The organism is Cnuibacter physcomitrellae (assembly GCF_014640535.1).
GTDB lineage: Bacteria > Actinomycetota > Actinomycetes > Actinomycetales > Microbacteriaceae > Cnuibacter > Cnuibacter physcomitrellae.
The window spans coordinates 937,733-959,110 of the sequence record NZ_BMHD01000001.1; the positions used below are offsets into that span (position 1 = coordinate 937,733).

Here is a 21,378-nt window from a genome sequence, read left to right on the forward strand (position 1 = left end):
TATGTCCTACCGCGTCCCTCGGCGTCCATGGTCAGGTGAGGATTTCGTGCGAACCGCCCACGGTGGCTTTGACTTGCCCCGCGATCGCGCCTAGGAAGGATGTGGTGCCGGAGACGCGACAGGGTGTGACGAGGACGGCGGTGTCGCGCGACCGCGGCTCCGCGAATCGCTCGATCCCGGATGCGGTCCGGCGGCTCGCCGCGCTGGCTCTGCTGGGCGTCTGCGGCTCCGCCGCGCTCGCCGGCCTCGCGCTGGGCGCCGCCTCCCCGGCGACCGCGGCGCCCTCCGACTCCCCCGTCCCCGCTGCGTCCAGCCCGGCCGACGCCACCACCTCGAGCGGCCCGACCGCGTCAAGCGACGCGACCGCTCCGGCCGACGCGACCGCTCCGGCCGACGTCACTCCCACCGACCCCGGCCCGACCGGATCCGCACCCACGCCGCCGGGCGACACCACGCCGCCGCCCACCGCGACGCCGCCCACCCTCTCCGCTCCGACCGCGGGCTACGTCTCGCCGGGGGCGGTCTCCGTGCGCGGGCAGGGCGAGCCGGGCGCCCCCCTCACCGTCTCCTCCGGGGGCGTTGTGCTCTGCAGCACGACGGTCGACGGCGACGGCGCCTGGTCCTGCGAGGTCGACGGACTCACGTCCTCCCCCTCAACCACCCTCATCGTGACGCAGGACGACGGCGTCTCGGGCGACGGCCAGGCGCAGACGGCCTCGGTGACGATCGCCGTGCTCACGCCGCCCACCGTGTCCGGCGGACCCCGGGGACCGCTCACGAACGGGGCCCTCCGCGGGACCGCCTACCCCGGGGCCGTCGTCACCGCGGCGGCCGACGGGGCGACCTGTCAGGGCGTGGCCGACGGGTCGGGCGCGTGGTCCTGCCCGCTGAGCGGTCTGGCCGACGGACCGCACTCGGTCCGCGCCTGGCAGGAGACGCCGTGGAGCGCGGGCGCCTCCCCGGAGAGCGCCGCCGTCGCGATCACCCTCGACACCACCGCGCCGGCGGCTCCCGCCCTGCTCTCCCCCGCGGCGGGGGCCGGGCTCCCCGCCTCCGGCGCCGTGTTCTCCGGCACCGGCGAGGACGGCTCGGCGGTCTCGGTGTTCGCCGACGCCTACGTGCTCTGCCAGGCACCCGTGGTCGACGGGTCGTGGTCGTGCCCCGCCTCGGAGGTGCCCGCGGGCACGTACCGCGTCGTCGTGCTGCAGCAGGACGCCGCGGGCAACGTGAGCGTGCAGTCCTCACCGATCGAGCTCGCCTTCGGCACCGCAGCCGGCACCACGCCCGCCACGCCGGACGGTGCCGCTCCTGGCACTCCGACCGACCCCGCGGCGCCCTCGCCCACCGACGCGGCAGCGCCGCCGTCGACCTCTGCGCCGGCTCCAGGCGACTCGACCCCGTCCGCGCCGGGCGCACCGGGCACCCCGAGCGGTCCGGACGGTCTCGAGCGCTCGCAGGGCACCTGGGCCGACGCGACGCAGTTCACGACCGCGCTCTCGCCGCTCATCGGCGCGGGCTCCGCCTCGACCTGGCTCGTCGCCCTGATCGCCGGGGGCTTCGTGGTCGCGGTCGTCGCCCTCCCGGCCCGCCTTCTGGCGGGTACGCTCGGCACCTTCGACCGGGACGGCGACGGGCGACGGGCTCGCCTGGCCGCACGACTGACCGGCCGCAACCGCTCCCGGTACGAGTTCGAGCGGGCCCCGGACGTCTCGCTCTCACCCCTCGTCGTCGGCGCGGGAGCCCTCCTCGCCTCCGCCGCCGTCTCGGTGCTCTCGGTGCCGGTCCTGGGTCAACCCGCCTACCTCCGCCTCTTCCTCGCCGCCGCCACCGCGCTGGCGATCGTGAACGCCGCCGCCACCGTCCCGGCCGCCGTCGCCGGGCGGCGGATGCTCGGCGCCGCCGTCACGATCCGCCTCGCGCCGGCCCTGCTGCTGGTCTCCGCCGCGGGAGCGGTGCTGTCGCGGCTGGCCGGCCTCGATCCGGCGCTGGTCTTCGGACTCGTCGTGGCCCTCGCGGTCCCCGTCGCCACCGGCACGGCCGATCGCGGACGGCTCGCCGTGGCGCAGCTCGTCCCGCTGCTCGCCCTCGGCGCCTGCGCCTGGATCGCACAGTCGCTGATGCCGCTCCCCGAGGGAGCAGCGGGCGCGTGGCTCACGGAGGTGCTCACGGTCACCGCTCTGGCCTGCTTCGGCACCGCCTCCGCGCTCTCCCTCCCGCTCGGGGCCTCGCCGGGGCGGGCCCTCCTGCGCTGGTCGCCCGCGATGTGGGTCGGCCTCGCGGTGGTCTCCTTCGGCGGACTGTCCGCCCTCCTCCTGCCCGCCGTCGCCGGGTCGGGACGGATATGGATCCCGATCGTCGTCGGCGTGGGCTTCGCGGCGGTGTCGGTGAGCGTCTGGGCGTGGCAGCGGTACGTCGCACCCGTCCTAGGATCGGATGGTGACGAGTGATGAGCATCGGCTGGTCCCGCATCCGACCCCGTCGTCGGTGACGCCGGAGCAGTTCAAGGCAGCCTTCCGCAACCACCCCGCCGGTGTGGCCGTGATCACGGCCGACGCGGGCGACGGGCCTGTCGCCCTCACCGCCACCAGCGTGTTCTCGGTGAGCGCCGAACCCCCGGTGCTGGTGTTCTCGGTCTCGGAGCACTCCTCCTCGACGCCGACGATCCGTCGGGCGGCCACCGTCGTCGTCCACCTGCTCGGAGCGGGCCAGCTCGACATCGCGAAGCTCGGCGCGACGAGCGGCATCGACCGCTTCGCCGACACGTCGATCTGGAGCAGGCTCCCGACGGGCGAGCCCTACTTCCCCGCCGCCCACGCCTGGATCCGGGGTGAGGTCGTCAACCAGATGGAGGTCGGCGGCTCCACCGTCGTCGCCGTGCAGGCGCTCGAGACGCACGCGCCGCCTCCGGGCGACCACTCGGCCGACGCCGAGGAGGCCCAGCCGCTGGTGTACCACAACCGCACGTGGCACCGCCTCGGCGACCACTCGAAGATCGCCTGAGCCGCCCTCCGAACAGCTCTTCGCGAACGCTCCGCGCCCAGCTCTCCCCTCCCCGGCGCGCGCCGACTCCGGAGATCCGGCGCGACACGCCGCCGGATCTCCGGAGTCGGCTCAGACAGGGCCGGATCACCGGAGTTGGCTCAGGCCGAGGATGCGCACGCGTGCGCGCACGGCGACGGGATCAGAGCAGGATCTGCATCGGGTTCTCGACGAGCTCCGCGAGGCGGGCGAGCCACCGGGCGGCGATCGCCCCGTCCACCGGACGGTGGTCGACCGACAGCGTGACGGTGACGATGTCCGCCGGCACGACGCTGCCGTCCTCGGCGAAGACGGGCTGCCTCCGCGCGGCGCCGATGGCGAGGATCGCCGCCTGCGGCGGGTTGATGATCGCGGCGAACTCGTCCACGCCGAACATGCCGAGGTTCGAGATCGACAGCGTGCCGCCCTCGAGCTCCGACTGCTGCAGCTTCCCGGCGTTGGCGCGGGAGACCGCATCCTTGATCTTCGACGACAGGGACGACAGCGACAGGCTCTCGATGCCGCGGATGGTCGGGGTGACCAGCCCGCGCTCGCTCGCCACGGCGACGGAGACGTCGGCCGTCGGGAACGAGACCACGGCCTCGTCGGTCCAGATCACGTTCATCTCGGGCACGTCGATGAGAGCGCGAGCGGCCGCCTTCACGAAGAAGTCGTTCACCGACACCCGGACGGACGACTGGGCGTTGACCTGGGCGCGGAGCTCGAGGAGCGCCGTCACGTCGAGGTGCTTCGTGAGATAGAAGTGCGGCGCCGTGCGCTTCGACTCCTGCAGACGCGACGCGATGAGCTTCCGCAGCCTCGAGTGCGGCTCGGAGGTCGCCCCCTCGGGCAACGCGGGGGTCTTCGCCGCCGGTGCGGCGGTCGACCCGGCGGAGGCCGCGGGTGAGGGAGCCGCGGCTGCCGGAGCCTCGGTCGCCCTCTCGGCGGGTGCGGGGCCGGACTCGGCCGCCGCCTTCACGTCGTCGCGGACGATGCGGCCGCCCGGACCCGACCCGGTGAGCGACGCGATGTCGACTCCGAGCTCCTTCGCCAGCCGCCGTGCCAGCGGGCTGGCGAAGCGGCGCTCCCCCGTGCCCGCGTCGGGCGCCGGCCCGGCAGGAGCCTCGTCCGACGCATCCTGGCCGCCGCCCGAGGCGATGGCCGGCCTGGCCGGCTCGGCGGGGGCGGGCGTCGCCGCGGGGGCCGCGACCGGCTCCGTAGCCGGCGTCTGGGCGGGCGCCTCGACGGGCACCACACCCTCCACCGTCTCGGCCTCCTCGGCCTCGGGCAGTCCGGTGACCGCTCCCCCCGCGTCCGCCTCCGCCGCCACGGCCACAGCGGCGTCCGCACTCGACGACAGCGTGGGGTCGGTGCCGCCGCTCAGCTCGCGCACGAGCTCCTCGCCCGCACTGGCCGGCTCACCCGGGGCGAGCAGGACCGCGATCGGGTCGCCGACCGGCACCATGGCGCCGGAGTCGACGAGCAGAGCGTGGACGATCGAGTCCTCGTCGACGTCGATGTCGACGACGGCCTTCTCGGTCTCGACCGAGGCGATGGTGTCGCCGGAGGCGAGCGTCGCGCCGACCTCGACCGTCCAGCCCTCGAGCGCGGCCTCGTCGGAGTCGGCGGAGACGCCGGGCATCCTCAGCAGACGTGCCATGTCAGGATCCTCTCTGATTCTCTACGGCCGACGTCAGACGATCTCGGCGATCGCGGCGACGATGTCGTCGGTGGTCGCGAGCGCTGCGGCCTCGAGCACCTTGGAGATGCTCGGCGACGACTCCGACCCGCTGACCCGGAGCACCGGGGCGTCGAGCCAGTCGAAGAAGCGGCGCTGGATCTCGTCGGCCATCCATCCCCCGTACGAGGTGCCCGCGGAGCCCTGCTCGACGATGATGACACGGTTCGTCTTCCTGATGGACTCGCCGATGGTGTCCCAGTCGACGCTCGCCTTGTCGAGCCAGCGCAGGTCGATGACCTCGCCGTCGACGCCGGCCTTGTCGACCGCCTCGAGCGCACGGGCGACCATCGACAGGTAGCTGATGACGGTCACGTCCTCGCCCTGGCGGCGCACCGCGGCCTTGCCGAACGGGAGCAGGAAGTCGAGGTCCTTGGGCGCGTCGCCGACCGTCTTGTAGAGGTCGGCGTCGTGCTCGAGCACCGCCACCGGGTCCTTGAGGCGCATCGCGGTGTTGAGGAGGCCGACGTAGTCGACGGCGCTCGAGGGCGCGATGATCCGCCAGCCGACGCTCGTGGCCAGGATGCCGGCCGGGTCCATGGAGTGCTGCGATCCGTAGCCGGTGTTCGTGCCGATCTTGATGCGGAGCAGCAGCGGCATGTCGTGCTTGCCGCCGAACATGTGGCGGGCCTTGCCGATCTGGTTGAACAGCTGGTCGGCCGCCACCCACAGGAAGTCGGCGTACATGAGCTCGACCACCGGGTAGTAGCGCCCGTCGAGGGCGAGTCCGCCGCCGAAGCCGGTGAAGGCGTTCTCGCTGATCGGCGTGCCGAGCGTGCGGTCCGGGAAGTCGTCGGCGAGGCCCTTCGTGGCGCCGCGCGAGCCTCCGTTCAGGCGATGGACGTCCTCCCCGAGCACGACGATGCTCGAGTCCTGCTCCATCCGCCGGTGCATGACCTCGGCCACGACGTCGACGAACTTCTTCTGCTCGAGGTCGTCGGGGCCGAGCTCCGAGTCGTCCTTGACCGTGAGCCCCTCGAACGACGGGATGTCGCCCCGGATGCCGGTGTTGATGTTCGCCGGGTCGGGCCAGAGCTGCGACTGGATCTGGAGCTGCCCGGGCTTCCCGCCGGGCACGGGCTCGACGACCGTCGTGCCGATCTCCTGCATGATCGCCTTCGAGCGGGCACGGAGGTCCTTCGCCTCGTCGGCGGTGAGGATGCCGCGGCGCACGATGTGCTGCTCCATGATCGCGATCGGATCGCGGTCGCGCCACGACTTCTCCTCGTCCTTCGTGCGGTAGCCGAAGGCGCTGCCCGGGAACGGGCCGTTCTGGTGGAAGTAGCGGTAGGTGTCGGCCTCGATGATGGTCGGACCGCCGCCGTTCCGCATGTAGTCGACGGCCGCCTTCGTCGCGAGGTAGACGGCGAGGGTGTCCTGCCCGTCGACGCGCCACGAGGGGATGCCGAAGCCGAGCCCGCGACCGGAGAGGCGGGCCTCTCCCGTCGCCTCGCCGACGTTCGTCGACACCGCGTACTGGTTGTTCTCGATGAAGAAGCAGGTGGGGGTCGACCACGCCGAGGCGAGGTTGAAGCTCTCGAGCACCGACCCGATGTTCACCGCCCCGTCGCCGAAGTAGGTGAACGCCACGTTGTCGGTGCCGGCGTGACGGTCGGCCCAGCCGAAGCCGACCGCGAACGGCACGGCGCCGCCCACGATGGCGTTGGTGCCCATCGCGCCCGCCTCGGTCCACTGGAGGTGCATCGAGCCGCCGCGGCCGTTGCAGTAGCCGTCGGCGAGACCGGCGATCTCGGAGAGCGTGCGGTACAGCACGTCGCGCACCTCGGGGCTGAAGTCCGCCTTCGCGTCGAACCCGTCGGGCGAGACGTGCCCCAGCGCCTTGGCGAGGAACTGGTGGTGGCCTCGGTGCGAGCCGTTGATCTGGTCCGCGCTGACCAGCGGGAGGATCGAGCCCACGGCCCCGCCCTCCTGGCCGATCGACGAGTGGGCCGGGCCGTTGATGAGCTTCTGCCCGGCCAGCTCGAGGACGTACTCCTCGAACGCGCGGATGAGGTTCAGCTGCACCAGCATGGTCTGCAGCAGCCTCGGGTCGGCCGAGTCCCAGTCGGACTTCGTCGTGCGCAGTTCCACCCACTGGGCGGCCGGCTTGAGCTTGGTGGTCGTTGCCATTGATCCTCATCCTCGATGAATCCCCCGTGTGTCACACGGGATCGACGGTCGGCCTCGTCGCCGAAGGCGTCGGATATGCTGGGGCGAAGCACGACGATGGTGCCTCACCTGGAGCAAACCTACCGTACAACTCTATACATGTACACATCGTGACTGTGAGAATGCCGGTGACTTCGAGATCGGGGCGGAGTGCTACCAGGTCTGATGCGAGGAGATTTCGACGGTGACTGAGGTTCTCGACCGCAATTCGGCGACGCCGCTCTACGTGCAGCTGTCCGACCTCATCCGCGACAAGATCACGCGCGGAGAGTGGGTGCCCGACCAGAAGATCCCGTCCGAGAACGAGTTCAACGCGCTCTACGGCATCAGCCGCATGACGGCGCGCCAGGTGCTCGCGCGACTGGTCGACGAGGGTCTGCTGTTCCGGGTGCAGGGCAAGGGCACGTTCGTGTCGCGCCGCAAGATCTCGACGCGCTCACCCTCCTACATGGGCATCCGCGAGCAGCTCGAGCAGCAGGGCTACGCCACGAGCACCGAGATCCTGAGCGAGCAGCTCATCGAGGCGGATGCGCGGGTCGCCCGCGAGCTCGGACTGGCGGAGGGCACGCCCGTCTACGCCATCCGCCGGCTGCGGCGGGTGGAGGACACCCCGATCAGCCTGCACGAGTCGTACGTGCCGCAGACCCTCGCGCCCGGCATCATCGAGCGCGACCTCGCCTCGCAGCAGCTGTGCACGGTGCTCGAGCTCGACTACGACCTGCAGATGGCGCACGTGACCGAGACGCTGGAGACGTCAGCGGCGTCGAAGGCCGAGGCGAAGCTGTTCGGCAATCGGCCGGGCACTCCGCTGCTCCTGCTCGAGCAGCGGATCTCGTCGGCATCGGGCGTCCCGTTCGAGTTCGCCCGCATCCACTTCCGCGGCGACATGATCCGCCTCGAGTTCCACTACGACCTCTAGCCCGCGCGCGGCGGCGCCGGCTTTGTCCACGAAAGGCACGTTCCCGCGTCGCGGAACGTGCCTTTCGTGGACAAAGCCCGGGTGGTGCTGAGAGGGGTCAGGAGGCGCGGAGGGCGGCGTGGTCCGCGAGGACGCGCTCGAGGCCCGCGAGGTCGATGACGCCGTCGGCGTTGCGGACGTCGAGGCCGGCGAGGAGCTTCGCGGGGGCTCCCTCGTCGCCGAGCGAGTCGACCACCGTCGTCGCGGCCGGGAACTCGTCGTCGCCGGTGAAGTGGCTGACGGTGACGACGTGCGCCATTCCTGCGGCGGCGGCCGCCGCGGCTCCGGACTGGGAGTCCTCGATGACGACGACCTCGTCGGGCGTGCGGCCGAGCTCCGAGGCGGTGAGCAGGTAGATGTCGGGCGCCGGCTTCTTCGCGGGCACGATGTCGCCGGCGTAGACGCCCGCCATCCTCGCCCGCTGGTCGGGGCCGATGACGGAGGCGAGCACCGCCTCCACGCTCTTCTCGGCGGAGGTGGACGCGCAGGCGACCTGCCATCCCGCATCCAGGGCCTCGCCGATGATCCGCGCGATGCCGGTGCGGCCGGGGAGGGCGCCGGAGTCGACGAGCTCGACGTAGATGGCCGACTTCAGCTTGTGCGCGGCGAGGATCCGCTCGTCGAGCTCCTCGCCCGATCCGAGGTCGATCTCCGGATGCTGCGCGAGGTAGGCCTTGAGGCGCTCCTTGCCGCCGCCGATCCGCAGCAGGGGGCCGTACTCCTCCGCGGTCCAGCGGAAGGGGAACCCGAGCTGCTCGAACGTGCGGTTGAACGCGACGAGGTGACCGTCGAGCTCGGTCTCCGCCAGCACGCCGTCGCAGTCGAGGATCAGGGCGCGGCCGCTCACGCGGTCACCCCCGCTCGTCCCGCGGACCCGAACAGCTGGATGTGCTCGATCACGGTCTCGGTGACGGAGTCGCGGATCTGGTCGAACAGCTTCACCGGCTCCCACTTGCCGGTGCGCTCGGCCTCGGCGAGATGGTCGCGCGCCGAGTACATGTACGACAGCTTCAGAGCCGTGGAGATGTTGATCTTCGAGACGCCGGCGTCGATGAAGGCGCGGAACTCCTCGGCGGAGAGCCCCGTGCCACCGTGCAGCACGATCGGGATGTCGGTGAGCGCGGCGAGCGCCCTGACCCGGTCGACCAGGAGCACGGGCGCCGCCTTGTACAGGCCGTGCGCGGTGCCGAGGGCGGGGGCGATGAGGTCGGTCGACGTCTCCTGCGCCACCTCGACGAGCTGCTCGTCGGAGTAGAAGTGCACGTTCGGATCGTCGGAGCCGACGCCGTCCTCGACACCGACGATGTTCTCGATCTCGCTCTCCACGTCGACGCCCCGGGCGTGCGCCTCGGCCGTGACCTCCGCGGTCTCGGCGCGGGCGACGTCGAAGGGGCGGTCGGAGGCGTCGAAGAGCACCGACGACCAGCCGTGGGCGATCGCCTCGGTGATCACCGCCCGATCGGGGCAGTGGTCGAGGTGCAGTGCGACGGGCACGGACGCGTCGTCGGCCGCGGCCTGAGCGAGCGCCGCGAGCACGGGGGCTCCGAAGTACTTCACCGTCTTGACCGAGGTCTGCAGGATGATCGGCGAGCCGACCGAGTCGGCGGCCTTCACGACGGCCGCGATCGAGATGCCGTCGACGATGTTGACCGCCGGGACCGCGTAGCCGGCCGCGCGCGCCTCCAGCGCGAGCTGCTTCGTGCTGGCGAAAGTCATCAGGTGTTCCCTCCTCTGGATCGGAGCGGCTCTGCTGCGATCCGGACCAATATAACAAGTATAGCCAACCCTATACAACCTGGTTGACGGCGGGGATCAGAGCCCTCCGCCGACCTCGGCCGCGCGCGCGAACACACGGTCGAACAGCCGGTCGTCCCACCGGCCGGCGAGCACGAAGACGTCGGCGAGCGACAGCCGGTCGCGCATGAAGGGAAGCGCACCGAGCGCCCATCGGGCACGCTCGGAGGACACGGCCGGGGTCAGCTCGGAGAAGGTCAGGGGCGCCCCCCCAGAGCCTCAACGCCGCGGCCGGATGCGCCGGATCGCCGGCGAGCTGCTCGAGCGTGGCGAGATGGCCCTCGCGACCGGCGAAGAACGCCTCCACCCGATCGCCGACGGACGCCCAGCGATCTATCTTCTTCTCGACGGCGCGCCAGCACTCCTCGCCCAGCGCGCCGGAGGGGTCGACGGGCGACCAGGTCTCGAGCACGCGCTCCCGCAGCCCGGTCGGCGCCGAGAGATCGTCCGGGCCGAGATCCAGCAGATGCTCCTCGTGGAGCGCGACGTCCCACAGGGAGGCGGCGAGGATGCTCGCGACGCCCACCTGGGCGCCGTGCAGATCGTGCCGGGCGTGAGTGGCCATCGCGGACATGTCGAGCACGTGGCTCACCAGGTGCTCGACGCCCGAGAGCGGAGCGGTCGTCCCGGCGTCGCCGATGACGAGTCCGCCGACCGTGAGCACCTCGACGAGGGCGGCGAGGCGCTCGGCCTCGGTCGCCGACGCGTCGGCGAGCCGCGGGGCGATCTCGCGGACCGGATCGACGAAGCGGTCGTCGTACTCCCCCGGGTCCATCCCGATGGCGCAGGCCAGGTACCAGTCGGCGGGCGCCGACCAGATCGCCACGGCATCCCCCACTCCTGCTCGGGTGAGCTCGACCGGCGCCTCCGCGACGACGTCGGAGTCGATGACGAGTGCGGCCGGCCACATGCTCGGGACCGTGCGCTTCGCGCCGTTCTGCACGAGGACGGAGAGCGGGTCGGCGAAGCCGTTGACGCTCGCCGCCGTCTGGACCGAGATCAGCGGCGCGGCCACGGCCGCGGCCACCACCTTGCCCAGGTCGCTCACCGTGCCGGAGCCGACGGCGATCACGACGGCCGCCCCCGCCGCATCCGCCGACGCCCGGGCGACCGTGGCCTCGTCGAGCGTCACGCCGTGATCGGACTCGAGGGCCTCGACCGTCCGGCTCGAGCGGCCCTCGTGGAGCAGCGCACGCACGAGCTCCAGGAGGTCGACCGTGTCGACGACCTTGGCCGCCGAGTCGGTGAGCAGCACGATCTCGCCGGTGGGTGCGAGCTCGTCGACGAGGGCGCCGATCCCGCGGACGGCGCCCTCGCCCGAGAGGACGCGCATGGCGCCCTGCGAGGAGGCGAGGGAGAGCTCGGCGAGGGAGGCGGTGGTCATCGGGGTCCTTTCGCCGTCGCCTCAGGAGGCGACGGGCTGATGATCGAGGAGGTCGTCGATGCGGCCGAGCACCCAGTCGGGGCGGTGCTCGTCGGGCGCGACGCGGAGCATGTCGAGGTCGGTCTCGCCGGTGAGCACGAGCGCGGAGCGCATCCCCGTGTTCTTGGCGAACAGGATGTCGGTGGCGAGACGGTCGCCCACCATCACGCTGGTCGCCGGGTCGAGGCCGGTCTCGGCCGAGATGATGTCGAGGAGGTCCTTCGAGGGCTTGCCGAAGACGGCCTCGCACTCGACCTGCGTGCCCGCCGTGATGGCGGCGGTGATGCACGCGGCGTCGGGCTCGCCTCGGCCGCCCGGGAAGGGGCAGTAGCGATCGGGGTTCGTGGTGACCAGCCGGGCCCGCTTGTGGAACCAGAGCGCGTCGAACGCGATCTGCAGCTTGCGGTACTCGAAGGTGCGGTCGTAGGAGGACACGACGAGGTCGATGCGCTCGGGATCGTCGGTCATCTCGATGCCCGCCTCGGCGAGGGCCTCCACGAGCGGCATCTCGCCGATCGGGTAGACCCTCGCCTCGGGCATCGTGCGGCTGATCCACGACACCGTCGCCGCGAGGCTCGTGTAGACCTCCGACACCTCGGTCGGGAGGCCCAGCCTCGTGAGCTTCGCCGCGTAGTCGTCGGGCCGCTTGGTGGGGTTGTTGCTGCAGAAGACCACGCGCTTGCCACGCTCGCGCAGCCCCTCGATGAGCCGCTGCGCGCCCGGGAGCAGAGCCTCCCCGAGATAGATGGTCCCGTCGAGGTCGAACACGTACGACTCGAACTCGAGGATGGGGTCGCTCGGGAAGGGCTCTGCCTGGTGCTGCATGGTCTCCGGTGGTCTTCCTGGTGGGATGGGCGGGTCAGGCCGCGGCCGCGACTCGCGTGGCGCTCTGCAGCTTGTCCCAGATGGGCATCATCGACGTGCGGATGTCGCGGTAGACCTCGAAGAACGGCGTGTAGAGCGCCGTCTTCTCCAGGTCGGGCTCGTACTCGCGCACGATGTTGACCGTCGAGTCCGCACCTTCGCTGTAGCTGTTGTACAGCCCCGCACCGACGCCCGCGACGATGGCCGCGCCCTTGGCGCCGAACTCGGTGCCCGCGGGCACGATGATCTTGCGTCCCAGGACGTCGGCGAAGATCTGGCACCAGACCGGGCTGTTGGCCCCGCCACCCGCCATCCGCACCGTCTTGACCTCGGTCGGGATCGAGTCGAGGCAGTCCCTGATGCCGTAGGCGACGCCCTCGTAGACGGCGCGGAGCAGGTCGAACCGGTTGTGGTCGCCCGTGATGCCGTTGAACGAGCCGCGGGCGCTCGGACGCACGAAGGGGGCGCGCTCGCCGCCGGGAGCGAGGTAGCCGTGGTAGATCACGCCGCGCGCACCGATCGGGGTGTCGAGCACCTTCTGGTTGAGGTAGGCGAACAGATCGCCGTCCGAGGGCGCGTGCGCCTCGGCCTCGGCGCGGAACGGCGCGCCGAACTCGCGCAGGAACCAGTCGAGGTTGGGCGTGCAGAAGTTCATGCCCATCGCGCGGATCCAGGTGTCGGGGCCGTGCGGGATGAGCCAGCCGACGTCCTTCGGCTGGATCTCGCCGGAGATGTCGTCGGTGCACACCGTGACGATGCCCGCGGTGCCGATGACGGCCATGCAGTCCCCCGGGCGGGCGACGCCGACCCCCAGGGAGGACGCGGTGATGTCCATCTGCCCCTTGTAGACCGGGGTGCCCTCCTTGAGCCCCGTCACGCCCGCCGCGGCGCGCGTGACGGTTCCGGCGAGATCGGTCGGGCTCTTGATCGGGGGCAGCACGGCCTCGATCCCGTCGATCCCCCAGAGCCGGTTGACCTCCTCCGACCAGGTGCGGGCGCGGACGTCGATGCCCGAGAGGCTGGCGTCGGAGGGGTCCGTCGAGATGTCGCCGGTGAGGTTGTACTCGATCCAGTCCTTGCACCACAGGTTGACGGCGCCGCCCAGCAGGTCGGCCTGGTTCTCGGCGCGCCAGCGGAGGATCGTGGAGGCGGTGCCGGCGTAGGGGCCGGTGCCCGAGATCTCGAACTGCTCGCGCACGGTGCCGTCCTCGTACCAGCGGTCGATGATGGGTCCGGTGCGGCCGTCGGTCCACAGGATGGCCGGGCCGATCGGCTTGCCGGTCTCCCGGTCGATCAGCCAGCTGCCGTCGCCCTGACCCGTCACCGAGATCGCCACGATCTCGTCCGGGCGGACGCTGGTGCCGGTGAGCGCGTCGCGGATCGCCTCGGAGGCGGCGACCCACACCTCCTGCATGTTCTCCTCCGCGAGGTGCGGCTCCGGGTTGGTGATCGGCACGTTGCGTGCTCCTCGGTTGAGCTCGTTGCCCTTGGTGTCGAAGATCGCCGCCTTCAGCACCGACGTGCCGGCATCGATTCCCAGGATGTACTGACCCATTCGTTCCTCGTCCTCTCCCTTGAGGTGCGTCGTGTCGGACGCGTCGTCCGCGGTGACGGACCAAATATATAGACATGTACATACAGATGGAAGAGGGATGATAGAACTTGTATAGGGGTGTGTATCCCACATCCGGCCACCCACCCGCGAAGGAGCGTGAGGCGCCGTGCGAGCCCTCGTGAAGTACGAGACCGGACCAGGGCACGTGGAGATCCGGGAGGTCGATCCGCCCGTCCTCACCCCCGGCCACGTGCTCATCGACATCGCCTACGCGGCCGTGTGCGGCACGGACCGGCTCGCGGTCGAGGGCAGCCACGACTTCGGCGTGGCGCGGACTCTCGGACACGAGGCGTCGGGCGTCATCGCCGCCGTCGCCGACGACGTCGTCGACCGGCCCGACCTCGTGGTCGGCGCCCGGGTCACCGTCGAGACCGACGCGTACCTCTGCATGCGCTGCGAGTACTGCCGCAAGGAGGAGTTCAACCGCTGCCCGTATCGCAAGGGCATCGGGACGACCACCGACGGCGCCCTCGCCGACCAGCTCGTCATGCCCGAGCGGGCCGTGCACGTGCTGCCCGACGGGATCGACCTCGTCGAGGGCGCGCTCACGGAGCCGCTCGCGATCGCCGTGCACGCCGTGGTGGAGCAGAGCCCCTCCCTCGCCGGCCAGGTCGTGGTCGTCGTCGGCCCCGGGGCGATCGGGCAGCTGTGCGCCCAGGTCGCGCACGCGGTCGGGGCGACGGTGGTGCTCGTCGGCCGCACGCGCCATGCGGAGGCCCTGCAGCGCGCGAAGGACGCCGGCATCCCCCACGTAGTCGACGCGGAGACCGAGGACCTCGACGCGATCGTGGCGGGGCTCACCGGAGGCTACGGCGCCCACTCGGTGTTCGAGTGCAGCGGCGCCTCCGGAGTGGTGGAGTCGTCGATCCCGCTGCTGCGCCGGGGCGGTCGCCTGGTGCTGGTGGCCTTCTTCCGCGAGGATCCGCACGTCGACATCGACGCGGTCATCAACCGCGAGATCGAGGTCGTCGGCTCCCGCGGCAAGCGCCCGTCGAGCTACCGCACCGCCCTCCGCCTGATGGAGTCCCGTCAGGTCGACCTCTCTCCTCTCTCCCCCCTGCACCTCCCCTTGGAGCAGTGGCAGGAGGGCCTCGCGGCGGTCGCCGCCGGCCGCAAGGTCATCTTCACCCTGCGCCCCTGACCTCCCCCGCCTTCGCCACACCCTTGGCCTTTCGCCATGCGCATGCAGGTGGCGAAAGGCCAACGGTGTGGCGAAAGGGCCCGGTCGGTGCGCCGGGCCCTGGTGCCAGCGGGTCAGGCGATCTTGCGGGTCCAGCCCCGCGTCATGTCCCTCGCGGTGCTCCAGCCGGCGTAGAGGGCGTCGGCCTGGTCACGGGAGATCTGCGGCTCGAAGACGCGGTCCACCTGGTACTTCGCCTCCACCTCCTCCAGGCTGGTGTAGACGCCCGCGGACAGGCCGGCGAGGAGCATCGCGCCGAAGATCGTCGCCTCCGCGTTCTTGGGACGGATGACGGGGATGCCGAGGATGTCGGCCTGCAGCTGGCAGAGCAGGTTGTTCTTCACCGCACCGCCGTCCACCCGCAGCTCCGGGATCTCGAACGCCGAGCCCTGCACCGCCGCATCCACGAGGTCGCGGGTCTGGTAGACCATCGACTCCACCGCCGCGCGGATGACGTGCAGCCGGTTCGTCGCGTTCGACATCCCGACGAGCACCGCTCGCGCCGTCGGGTCCCAGGTGGGAGCGGCGAGGCCGGTGAACGCCGGCACGAGGTAGACGCCCTCCGTGCTCGACACCTGCCCGGCGTACCACTCGCTGTCGGGCGCTGCGTGGATGAGCTGCAGGTCGTCGCGCAGCCACTGCATCGTCTTGCCCATGGCGTAGACGACACCCTCGGTCTCGTACGCCAGCTTGCCCTGGATGTTCCAGGCCGCGCTCGGCGTCAGCCCCTCCGGGCGGAACGGCGTGGGGCCGTTGTTGATGTTGAGCACGCCGGCGGTGCCGTAGGTCATCTTGACCTGGCCCTGCTTGTACGCGGCCTGCCCGAAGAGCCCCGCCTGCTGGTCGCCCAGCGTCGACGTGATCGGCACGGCCGCCCCGAAGGTGGCCTCGATGGTGCCGAAGTGCGCATCCGAGGGGAGGATCTCGGCGAGCATGTGGCGCGGGATGCGCATCTCGCGCAGCAGGTCGTCGTCCCAGTCGCAGGTGTCGAGGTTCATCATCATCGTCTGCGAGGCGTTCGACGGCTCGGTGACGAACGACTGCCGCCCCGTGAGGTTCCAGATCAGCCAGGTGTCGACCGTGCCGGCGAGGAGCTCACCGCGCTCGGCACGCTCCTGGGCGCCCGGCACGTTGTCGAGGATCCAGCGGATCTTGGAGGCCGCGTAGAACGCATCCGGCACGAGTCCGGTGCGCTCCTTGATGAGCTCGCCGAATCCGGAGTCCACCCACTGCTGCACGATCTCGTCGGAGTGCCTGGAGGCCCAGACGATGAGGTTGAAGATGGGCCGGCCGGTGTCCTTCTCCCAGACCATGCCCGACTCGCGCTGGTTGGTGAGGCCGACGGCGGAGAGCTGGTCCGGGGTGATGCCCGCCTGACGCATCGCCGCGCGCATCACCTCGAGCTGGGTGTTGAGGATCTGCATCGGGTCGTGCTCGAGCCAGCCCGGGCGCGGATAGATCTGCGTCAGCTCGGCCTGGCCGAACCCGAGGACGTTCGTGTCCTCGTCGATGACGAACGCCCGCGCGCTCGTCGTGCCCTCGTCGATTCCGAGGATGTACTGGGTCATGGTCTCCCACTTCGTCGTGATGTGCCGGATGGCGTGCGTCGCCGGTCGGGTCGGGGCATCGTGCGCCCACCGGCGGGGCGCACGACGAGACGGTGCCGCGGATGCTCGTGAGCGCATCCGCGACACCGCCCGGTCTCTAGGAGAGCGGGACCTTCTTGGTCCAGCCCTTGGTCAGCTCGCGTGCCGCGGTCCAGCCGGCGTACAGCGAATCGGCCTGGTCGCGGCTCATCTGCGGCTCGAACACGCGGTCGACGGCCCACTTCGACTCGAGCTCCTCGAGGCTGGAGTAGACGCCGGTCGAGAGCCCGGCCATGAGCATCGCACCGAAGATGGTCGCCTCCGCGTTCTTGGGGCGGATGACCGGGATGCCGAGGAGGTCGGCCTGCAGCTGGCAGAGCAGGTTGTTCTTCACGGCGCCGCCGTCGACCCGCAGCTCGGGGATGGTGAGGTCGGATCCGGCCAGGGCCGCCTCGACGACGTCGCGCGTCTGGTACACCATCGACTCCACGGCCGCACGGATGACGTGCAGGCGGTTGGTGGCGTTCGACATGCCGATGAGCGCGGCACGGGCGTACGGGTCCCAGGTCGGGGCCGCCAGGCCGGTGAACGCGGGGATCAGGTAGACGCCCTCGGTGCTCGAGACCTGCCCGGCGTACCACTCGCTGTCGGGCGCGGCGTGGATGAGCTGCAGGTCGTCGCGCAGCCACTGCATCGTCTTGCCCATCGAGAACAGCACGCCCTCGATCTCGTACGCCGTCTGACCCTGCACGCCCCACGCGAGACTCGGGGTGAGGCCCTCGATGCGCTGCGGGGTGGAGCCGCAGTTGATGTTCAGCACGCCCGCGGTGCCGTAGGTCATCTTGACCTGGCCCTGCTTGAACGCGGCCTGCCCGAAGAGCCCGGCCTGCTGGTCGCCGAGGTCGGAGCCGATCGGGATCGACGTGCCGAACGTGGCCTCCATGTCGCCGAAGTTCGAGTCCGACGGGACGATCTCCGCGAGCATCGACTTCGGGATGCCGTAGTGGCCGAGGAGCTCGTCGTCCCACTGCAGCGTCTCGACGTTCATCATCATCGTGCGCGAGGCGTTCGAGTAGTCCGTCACGAAGGACTTCCGGCCGGTGAGGTTCCAGATCAACCAGGTGTCGACCGTGCCGGCGAGCAGCTCGCCGCGCTCGGCGCGGCCCTGGGCGCCGGGCACCTGGTCGAGGATCCAGCGGATCTTGGAGGCCGTGTAGTACGCATCAGGGATGAGGCCGGTGCGCTGCTGGATGAGGTCGCCGAGCCCGGCGTCGACCCAGCCCTGGACGATGTCGACCGAGTGGCGCGAGGCCCAGACGACCGCGTTGAAGATGGGGCGGCCGGTGTCCTTCTCCCAGACGATGCCGGTCTCGCGCTGGTTGGTCAGGCCGGCCCCCGACAGCTGGTCGGGGGTGATCCCGGCGTCGCGCAGGGCGGCGCGGATGACCTCGAGCTGGACGTTGAGGATCTGCATCGGGTCGTGCTCGATCCAGCCCGGCCGGGGGTAGATCTGCGTGAGCTCGGCCTGGCCGAACCCTCGGACGTTGGTGTCCTCGTCGATCACGAACGCGCGAGCGCTCGTGGTGCCTTCGTCGATTCCCAGGATGTACTTGACCATGTCTCCCACTTCGTCGTGTTAGAGGCCCGTCGCACGCCGTGCGCGGCCGTATGAGGCTGGCGTAAACGTATTAGTACGTAGCTGTATAGTCAAGTATTGCCCGCCCCGGATGATTGCCTATACGCTTCCCCTCGACCCGGCGCGGATGCCGGATCTCCGCACGAGGGCGCGCCCGCCCTTTGAGCGACACAACGATGTGAAGCAAAGGACTCGTCAATGGACATCAGCTTCGTCTCCATCCTCGCGGCCGCGGCCGGAGGCTTCTTCGGAGCAGCGCTCGGCGCGCTGCAGGCGTTCATCTTCACCGGCTTCCTGGTGCTCGCCGGCGTGGTGGCCCTGATCGCCGACCCGAACTCGACCATCCTCAGCGACGTCGCGTTCGGCCCCGCCTTCGGTCCGCACATCGCGTTCGCCGGTGGTGTCGCCGCCGCCGCCTACGCCTCGCGCAAGAGCGAGCTGATCGGCAAGGACATCGTGACCCCGCTCGCGAAGTTCGCCCGCCCCGACGTCCTGCTCATCGGAGCCGTGTTCGGCCTCTTCGGCTACTTCGTGCAGAAGCTGATCGCGCTCATCCCGTGGTTCGGCGCGAACACGGACTCGGTCGCGCTGACCGTGATCATCTCGGCGATCGTGGTGCGTCTGATCTTCGGCAAGAGCGGGCTGTTCCCGAAGAACGACACCGGAGCCTCCGGGTGGGCCGCGTACTCGCCGACCGACAAGGGCCGGTGGATCGAAGGACAGGAGCGCTTCGTCCCCAACACCGTCCTCGGCGTCTTCGTGGGTCTGCTCTCCGCCTTCGTCGCGGTCACGCTCCTGCAGTCGCTCCCGCAGCTGGCCGGAAGCGCGCAGACCTTCATGTTCGGCATCTCCGCCGTGTCACTGATGTTCCTCTCGTTCGGGCACGCCGTCCCCGTGACGCACCACATCACGCTCCCCGCCGGCGTCGCCGCGGTCACGTTCCTCCCGATCGTCGGGGAGGCCTGGATCGCGATGCTCATCGGGGCCCTGGGCGGCCTGATCGGAGCCTGGTTCGCCGAGTTCTTCAGCCGCCTGTGGCTGGCCCACGGCGACACCCACATCGACCCCCCGGCGGCCGCCATCTGGCCCGCCACCACCCTCATCCTGGGCGCCGCCGCCATCGTGACGGCCGTCAGCTGACCCCCTCGAGGAGCACCTCTCCATGACCGACTGGGACATCGAGCACCTGGCAGGAGTGCGCGCCGTCGCACTCGACGTCGACGGGACGATCGCCGGTGGCGACCATCGTGTGAGTCCACGCACCGCGGACGCCATCCGATCGCTCACGTCGCTCGATGTCCCAGTCATCCTCCTCACCGGTCGCTCGCGGCGGAACACGCTCGAGCTCGCCCGGGAGGTGGGCATCACGAACCTCGTCGCCGCCTGCAACGGCGCGGTCGTCTTCGACCCGGTGGCCGACGAGAACGTCCGCGTCGTCACGATGGCGGCGGCGGACGTCGAGGTCCTGATCGACCTCCACCGGGACCTCGACCTCGAGCTGACCTGGTGGACGCCCGACGACATCGTCGTCGAGCGCGACGGCCTGATGCGCCGTCAGCTCATGGAGCTGAACGAGTCGGAGGTCGAGGTCGCCTCCGTCGAGGGCATCGACCCGGACCAGGTCGTGAAGATGATGCTCTACTCGTCCCCGGAGCGTCTCGATGCGGCCACCGCCGAGATCCTCGCCCGCGCTCCGCAGGGGACCCGCTCGATGGACGTGTTCTTCGAGTTCGTCGACCCGGACGCGAACAAGTGGGCCGCGCTCTCCTACCTCCTCGAGCGTCTCGGCGTGTCCGCCGACGACGTGCTCGGGATGGGTGACGGCGGCAACGACGTGGCGTGGCTCTCGCGGATCGGCCATCCGATCGCCATGGGCAACGCCCGTGACGAGGTGATCGGTGTCACGAAGCACCGCACGGGCCACCACGCCGAGGACGGTGCGGCCGAGATCCTCGAGGTCGCCCACGACCTCATCGCGGCCGGCCGTGACGCCCCGCGCGTACGCTGAGGCTCGCCTCTCCCCCACCGGAGCGCAGCATCCGCACCCGCGGCCGGCGCGCATCCGGACCCATGATCGGCACGCACGACGAAGGAGCAGCTCATGCCCTCCCCCCTCCACCTGTACCGCCTGCCCGAGCAGGTGCGCGACGACGACTACATCGTCGCCACGTACTACCTGGAGCTGCCCGCCGACGCCGACGTCATGGCGCGCACGGCGGCGTTCGCGATCGGGCAGACCATCGGCACCTGGCTCCCGGTCCCCGGGATCACCGACGAGATGCGCGCCCGCCACGAGGGACGCGTCATCGGCGTGCTCAACGCACCGCCCACCGACCTGCAGCACGCCGACGGCCCCGAGAGGTTCGGCTACTTCGTGCGGATCGCGCTGCCGACACTCAACGTCGGACCGTCGATCCCCATGATCCTCACCACGGTGCTCGGCAACGACTCCTCGACCTCGGTGGAGGCGAAGCTCGTCGACCTCGAGCTCCCCGACTCGCTCGCCGCGCAGTTCAGCGGCCCGAAGTTCGGTGTCGAGGGGCTGCGCGACCTGCTCGACGTGCACGACCGCCCCATCCTGCTCAACATGATCAAGCCGTGCACGGGCCTCACGCCCGAGGCCGGGGCGCAGATCTTCTACGAGACCGCCCTCGGCGGGATCGACATGATCAAGGACGACGAGCTCATCGCGAACCCGAGCTACTCCCCCGTGGTCGAGCGGGTGCGGCTGTTCACCGCGGCGGCCGCGCGCGCTGCGGAGCAGACCGGCGTCGAGACGCTCTACATCCCGAACGTCACCGACCGCCCCGATCGGATGCTCGACACGGCCCGTCGCGCCGTGGACGCGGGCGCCCGGGCCGTCATGGTGACGTACGCCACCGCGGGCTACGGCTCGCTCGAGGCGCTGGCCGAGAGTGTCGACGTCCCCGTGCTCGCGCACTTCGCGGGGGCAGCGCCCTACTTCGAGGGCCCTTCCACGGGGATGAGCGCGCCGCTGGCGATGGGACTGCTGCCTCGGCTCGGCGGAGCCGACATGGCGCTCGTCACCACGCCGTACGGCGGGTACAACATCCGGAAGGTGCAGTACATCCGGACCGTGCACCAGATGCTGCTCGAGCGGCCGTCGCTGAAGCCGACGATCCCGATCATCGGCGGCGGAGTGCATCCCGGCACGGTCGACCGCTACGTCTCCGACCTCGGCTCCGACATCGTGCTCGGCGTCGGCGGCGCGATCCAGGGTCACCCCTCCGGCGCCGCGGCCGGCGTCCGGGCGATGAAGCAGGCGCTCGAGGCCCGGATGGCGGGCGTCCCCGTCGCCGAGGCCGCCGCCTCCCACGAGGAGCTCGGCCAGGCCCTCGCCGCCTGGGGCACCCTCTAGCCCCGCGCTGCTCCCGGG

General features: G+C 70.9%; 16 protein-coding genes. 7 read left to right on the plus strand and 9 right to left on the minus strand.

Annotated elements, in window-relative coordinates; genetic code table 11:
- The first annotated feature begins 104 nt into the window (after positions 1-104).
- Positions 105-2,447 (plus strand): Ig-like domain-containing protein, encoded by a 2,343-nt coding sequence (locus IEX69_RS04450; protein WP_157127188.1) that lies wholly within the window; start codon positions 105-107, stop codon positions 2,445-2,447.
- Entirely contained in the window at positions 2,437-3,000 is a 564-nt protein-coding gene (locus tag IEX69_RS04455; protein ID WP_229756226.1) for a flavin reductase family protein, read from the plus strand. Before IEX69_RS04450 ends, IEX69_RS04455 begins: the two co-directional genes overlap by 11 nt.
- 181 nt (positions 3,001-3,181) lie before the next feature.
- Here IEX69_RS04455 and IEX69_RS04460 read toward each other — a convergent pair whose 3' ends face one another.
- Together IEX69_RS04460 and IEX69_RS04465 are read right to left on the minus strand one after the other, a co-directional pair.
- The gene (locus tag IEX69_RS04460; RefSeq protein ID WP_085019897.1) at positions 3,182-4,678 is read right to left on the minus strand and encodes a dihydrolipoamide acetyltransferase family protein; all 1,497 of its coding nucleotides are present in this window, start codon (positions 4,676-4,678) and stop codon (positions 3,182-3,184) included.
- A 33-nt stretch (positions 4,679-4,711) separates the two neighbouring features.
- Positions 4,712-6,886 (minus strand): alpha-ketoacid dehydrogenase subunit alpha/beta, encoded by a 2,175-nt coding sequence (locus tag IEX69_RS04465; RefSeq protein ID WP_085019898.1) that lies wholly within the window; start codon positions 6,884-6,886, stop codon positions 4,712-4,714.
- Between the two features lie 223 nt (positions 6,887-7,109).
- On the opposite strand from IEX69_RS04465, the gene IEX69_RS04470 reads away from it, so the two are divergent.
- On the plus strand, positions 7,110-7,844 hold the full coding sequence (locus IEX69_RS04470) for a GntR family transcriptional regulator (protein WP_217348599.1): 735 nt from the start codon (positions 7,110-7,112) through the stop codon (positions 7,842-7,844).
- A gap of 97 nt (positions 7,845-7,941) precedes the next feature.
- On the opposite strand, the gene IEX69_RS04475 is transcribed toward IEX69_RS04470, so the two are convergent.
- The 5 genes from IEX69_RS04475 to IEX69_RS04495 form a co-directional block, all read right to left on the minus strand.
- On the minus strand, positions 7,942-8,730 hold the full coding sequence (locus tag IEX69_RS04475; RefSeq protein ID WP_085019900.1) for an HAD-IA family hydrolase: 789 nt from the start codon (positions 8,728-8,730) through the stop codon (positions 7,942-7,944).
- Positions 8,727-9,599, minus strand: a complete 873-nt coding sequence (locus IEX69_RS04480) for a class II fructose-bisphosphate aldolase (protein ID WP_085019901.1) — start codon at positions 9,597-9,599, stop codon at positions 8,727-8,729. Before IEX69_RS04480 ends, IEX69_RS04475 begins: the two co-directional genes overlap by 4 nt.
- 70 nt (positions 9,600-9,669) lie before the next feature.
- Positions 9,670-11,061 (minus strand): iron-containing alcohol dehydrogenase, encoded by a 1,392-nt coding sequence (locus IEX69_RS04485; RefSeq protein WP_085019902.1) that lies wholly within the window; start codon positions 11,059-11,061, stop codon positions 9,670-9,672.
- A gap of 21 nt (positions 11,062-11,082) precedes the next feature.
- Positions 11,083-11,925: an HAD-IIA family hydrolase gene (locus IEX69_RS04490; RefSeq protein WP_085019903.1), complete on the minus strand. Its 843-nt coding sequence runs from the start codon at positions 11,923-11,925 to the stop codon at positions 11,083-11,085.
- A 34-nt stretch (positions 11,926-11,959) separates the two neighbouring features.
- The gene (locus tag IEX69_RS04495) at positions 11,960-13,519 is read right to left on the minus strand and encodes an FGGY-family carbohydrate kinase (protein WP_174604457.1); all 1,560 of its coding nucleotides are present in this window, start codon (positions 13,517-13,519) and stop codon (positions 11,960-11,962) included.
- Positions 13,520-13,685: 166 nt separating this feature from the next.
- Here IEX69_RS04495 and IEX69_RS04500 point away from each other — a divergent pair, with 166 nt between their 5' ends.
- The gene (locus IEX69_RS04500) at positions 13,686-14,720 is read left to right on the plus strand and encodes a zinc-binding dehydrogenase (RefSeq protein ID WP_157127189.1); all 1,035 of its coding nucleotides are present in this window, start codon (positions 13,686-13,688) and stop codon (positions 14,718-14,720) included.
- 113 nt (positions 14,721-14,833) lie between these two features.
- Here the strand turns inward: IEX69_RS04500 and IEX69_RS04505 are convergent, their stop codons facing one another.
- Complete coding sequence (locus IEX69_RS04505; RefSeq protein WP_085019905.1) at positions 14,834-16,327, minus strand: FGGY family carbohydrate kinase; 1,494 nt, start codon at positions 16,325-16,327, stop codon at positions 14,834-14,836.
- Positions 16,328-16,463: 136 nt separating this feature from the next.
- On the minus strand, positions 16,464-17,963 hold the full coding sequence (locus IEX69_RS04510) for an FGGY family carbohydrate kinase (RefSeq protein ID WP_085019906.1): 1,500 nt from the start codon (positions 17,961-17,963) through the stop codon (positions 16,464-16,466).
- Positions 17,964-18,179: 216 nt separating this feature from the next.
- On the opposite strand from IEX69_RS04510, the gene IEX69_RS04515 reads away from it, so the two are divergent.
- The 3 genes from IEX69_RS04515 (at position 18,180) to IEX69_RS04525 (ending at position 21,360) form a co-directional block, all read left to right on the plus strand.
- On the plus strand, positions 18,180-19,121 hold the full coding sequence (locus tag IEX69_RS04515; RefSeq protein WP_085019907.1) for a DUF7973 family transport facilitator: 942 nt from the start codon (positions 18,180-18,182) through the stop codon (positions 19,119-19,121).
- A 22-nt stretch (positions 19,122-19,143) separates the two neighbouring features.
- A complete protein-coding gene (locus IEX69_RS04520) occupies positions 19,144-19,989 on the plus strand; it encodes an HAD family hydrolase (RefSeq protein ID WP_085019908.1) in 846 nt (281 codons plus the stop codon).
- A gap of 93 nt (positions 19,990-20,082) precedes the next feature.
- Complete coding sequence (locus IEX69_RS04525; protein ID WP_085019909.1) at positions 20,083-21,360, plus strand: RuBisCO large subunit C-terminal-like domain-containing protein; 1,278 nt, start codon at positions 20,083-20,085, stop codon at positions 21,358-21,360.
- Positions 21,361-21,378: the final 18 nt, after the last annotated feature.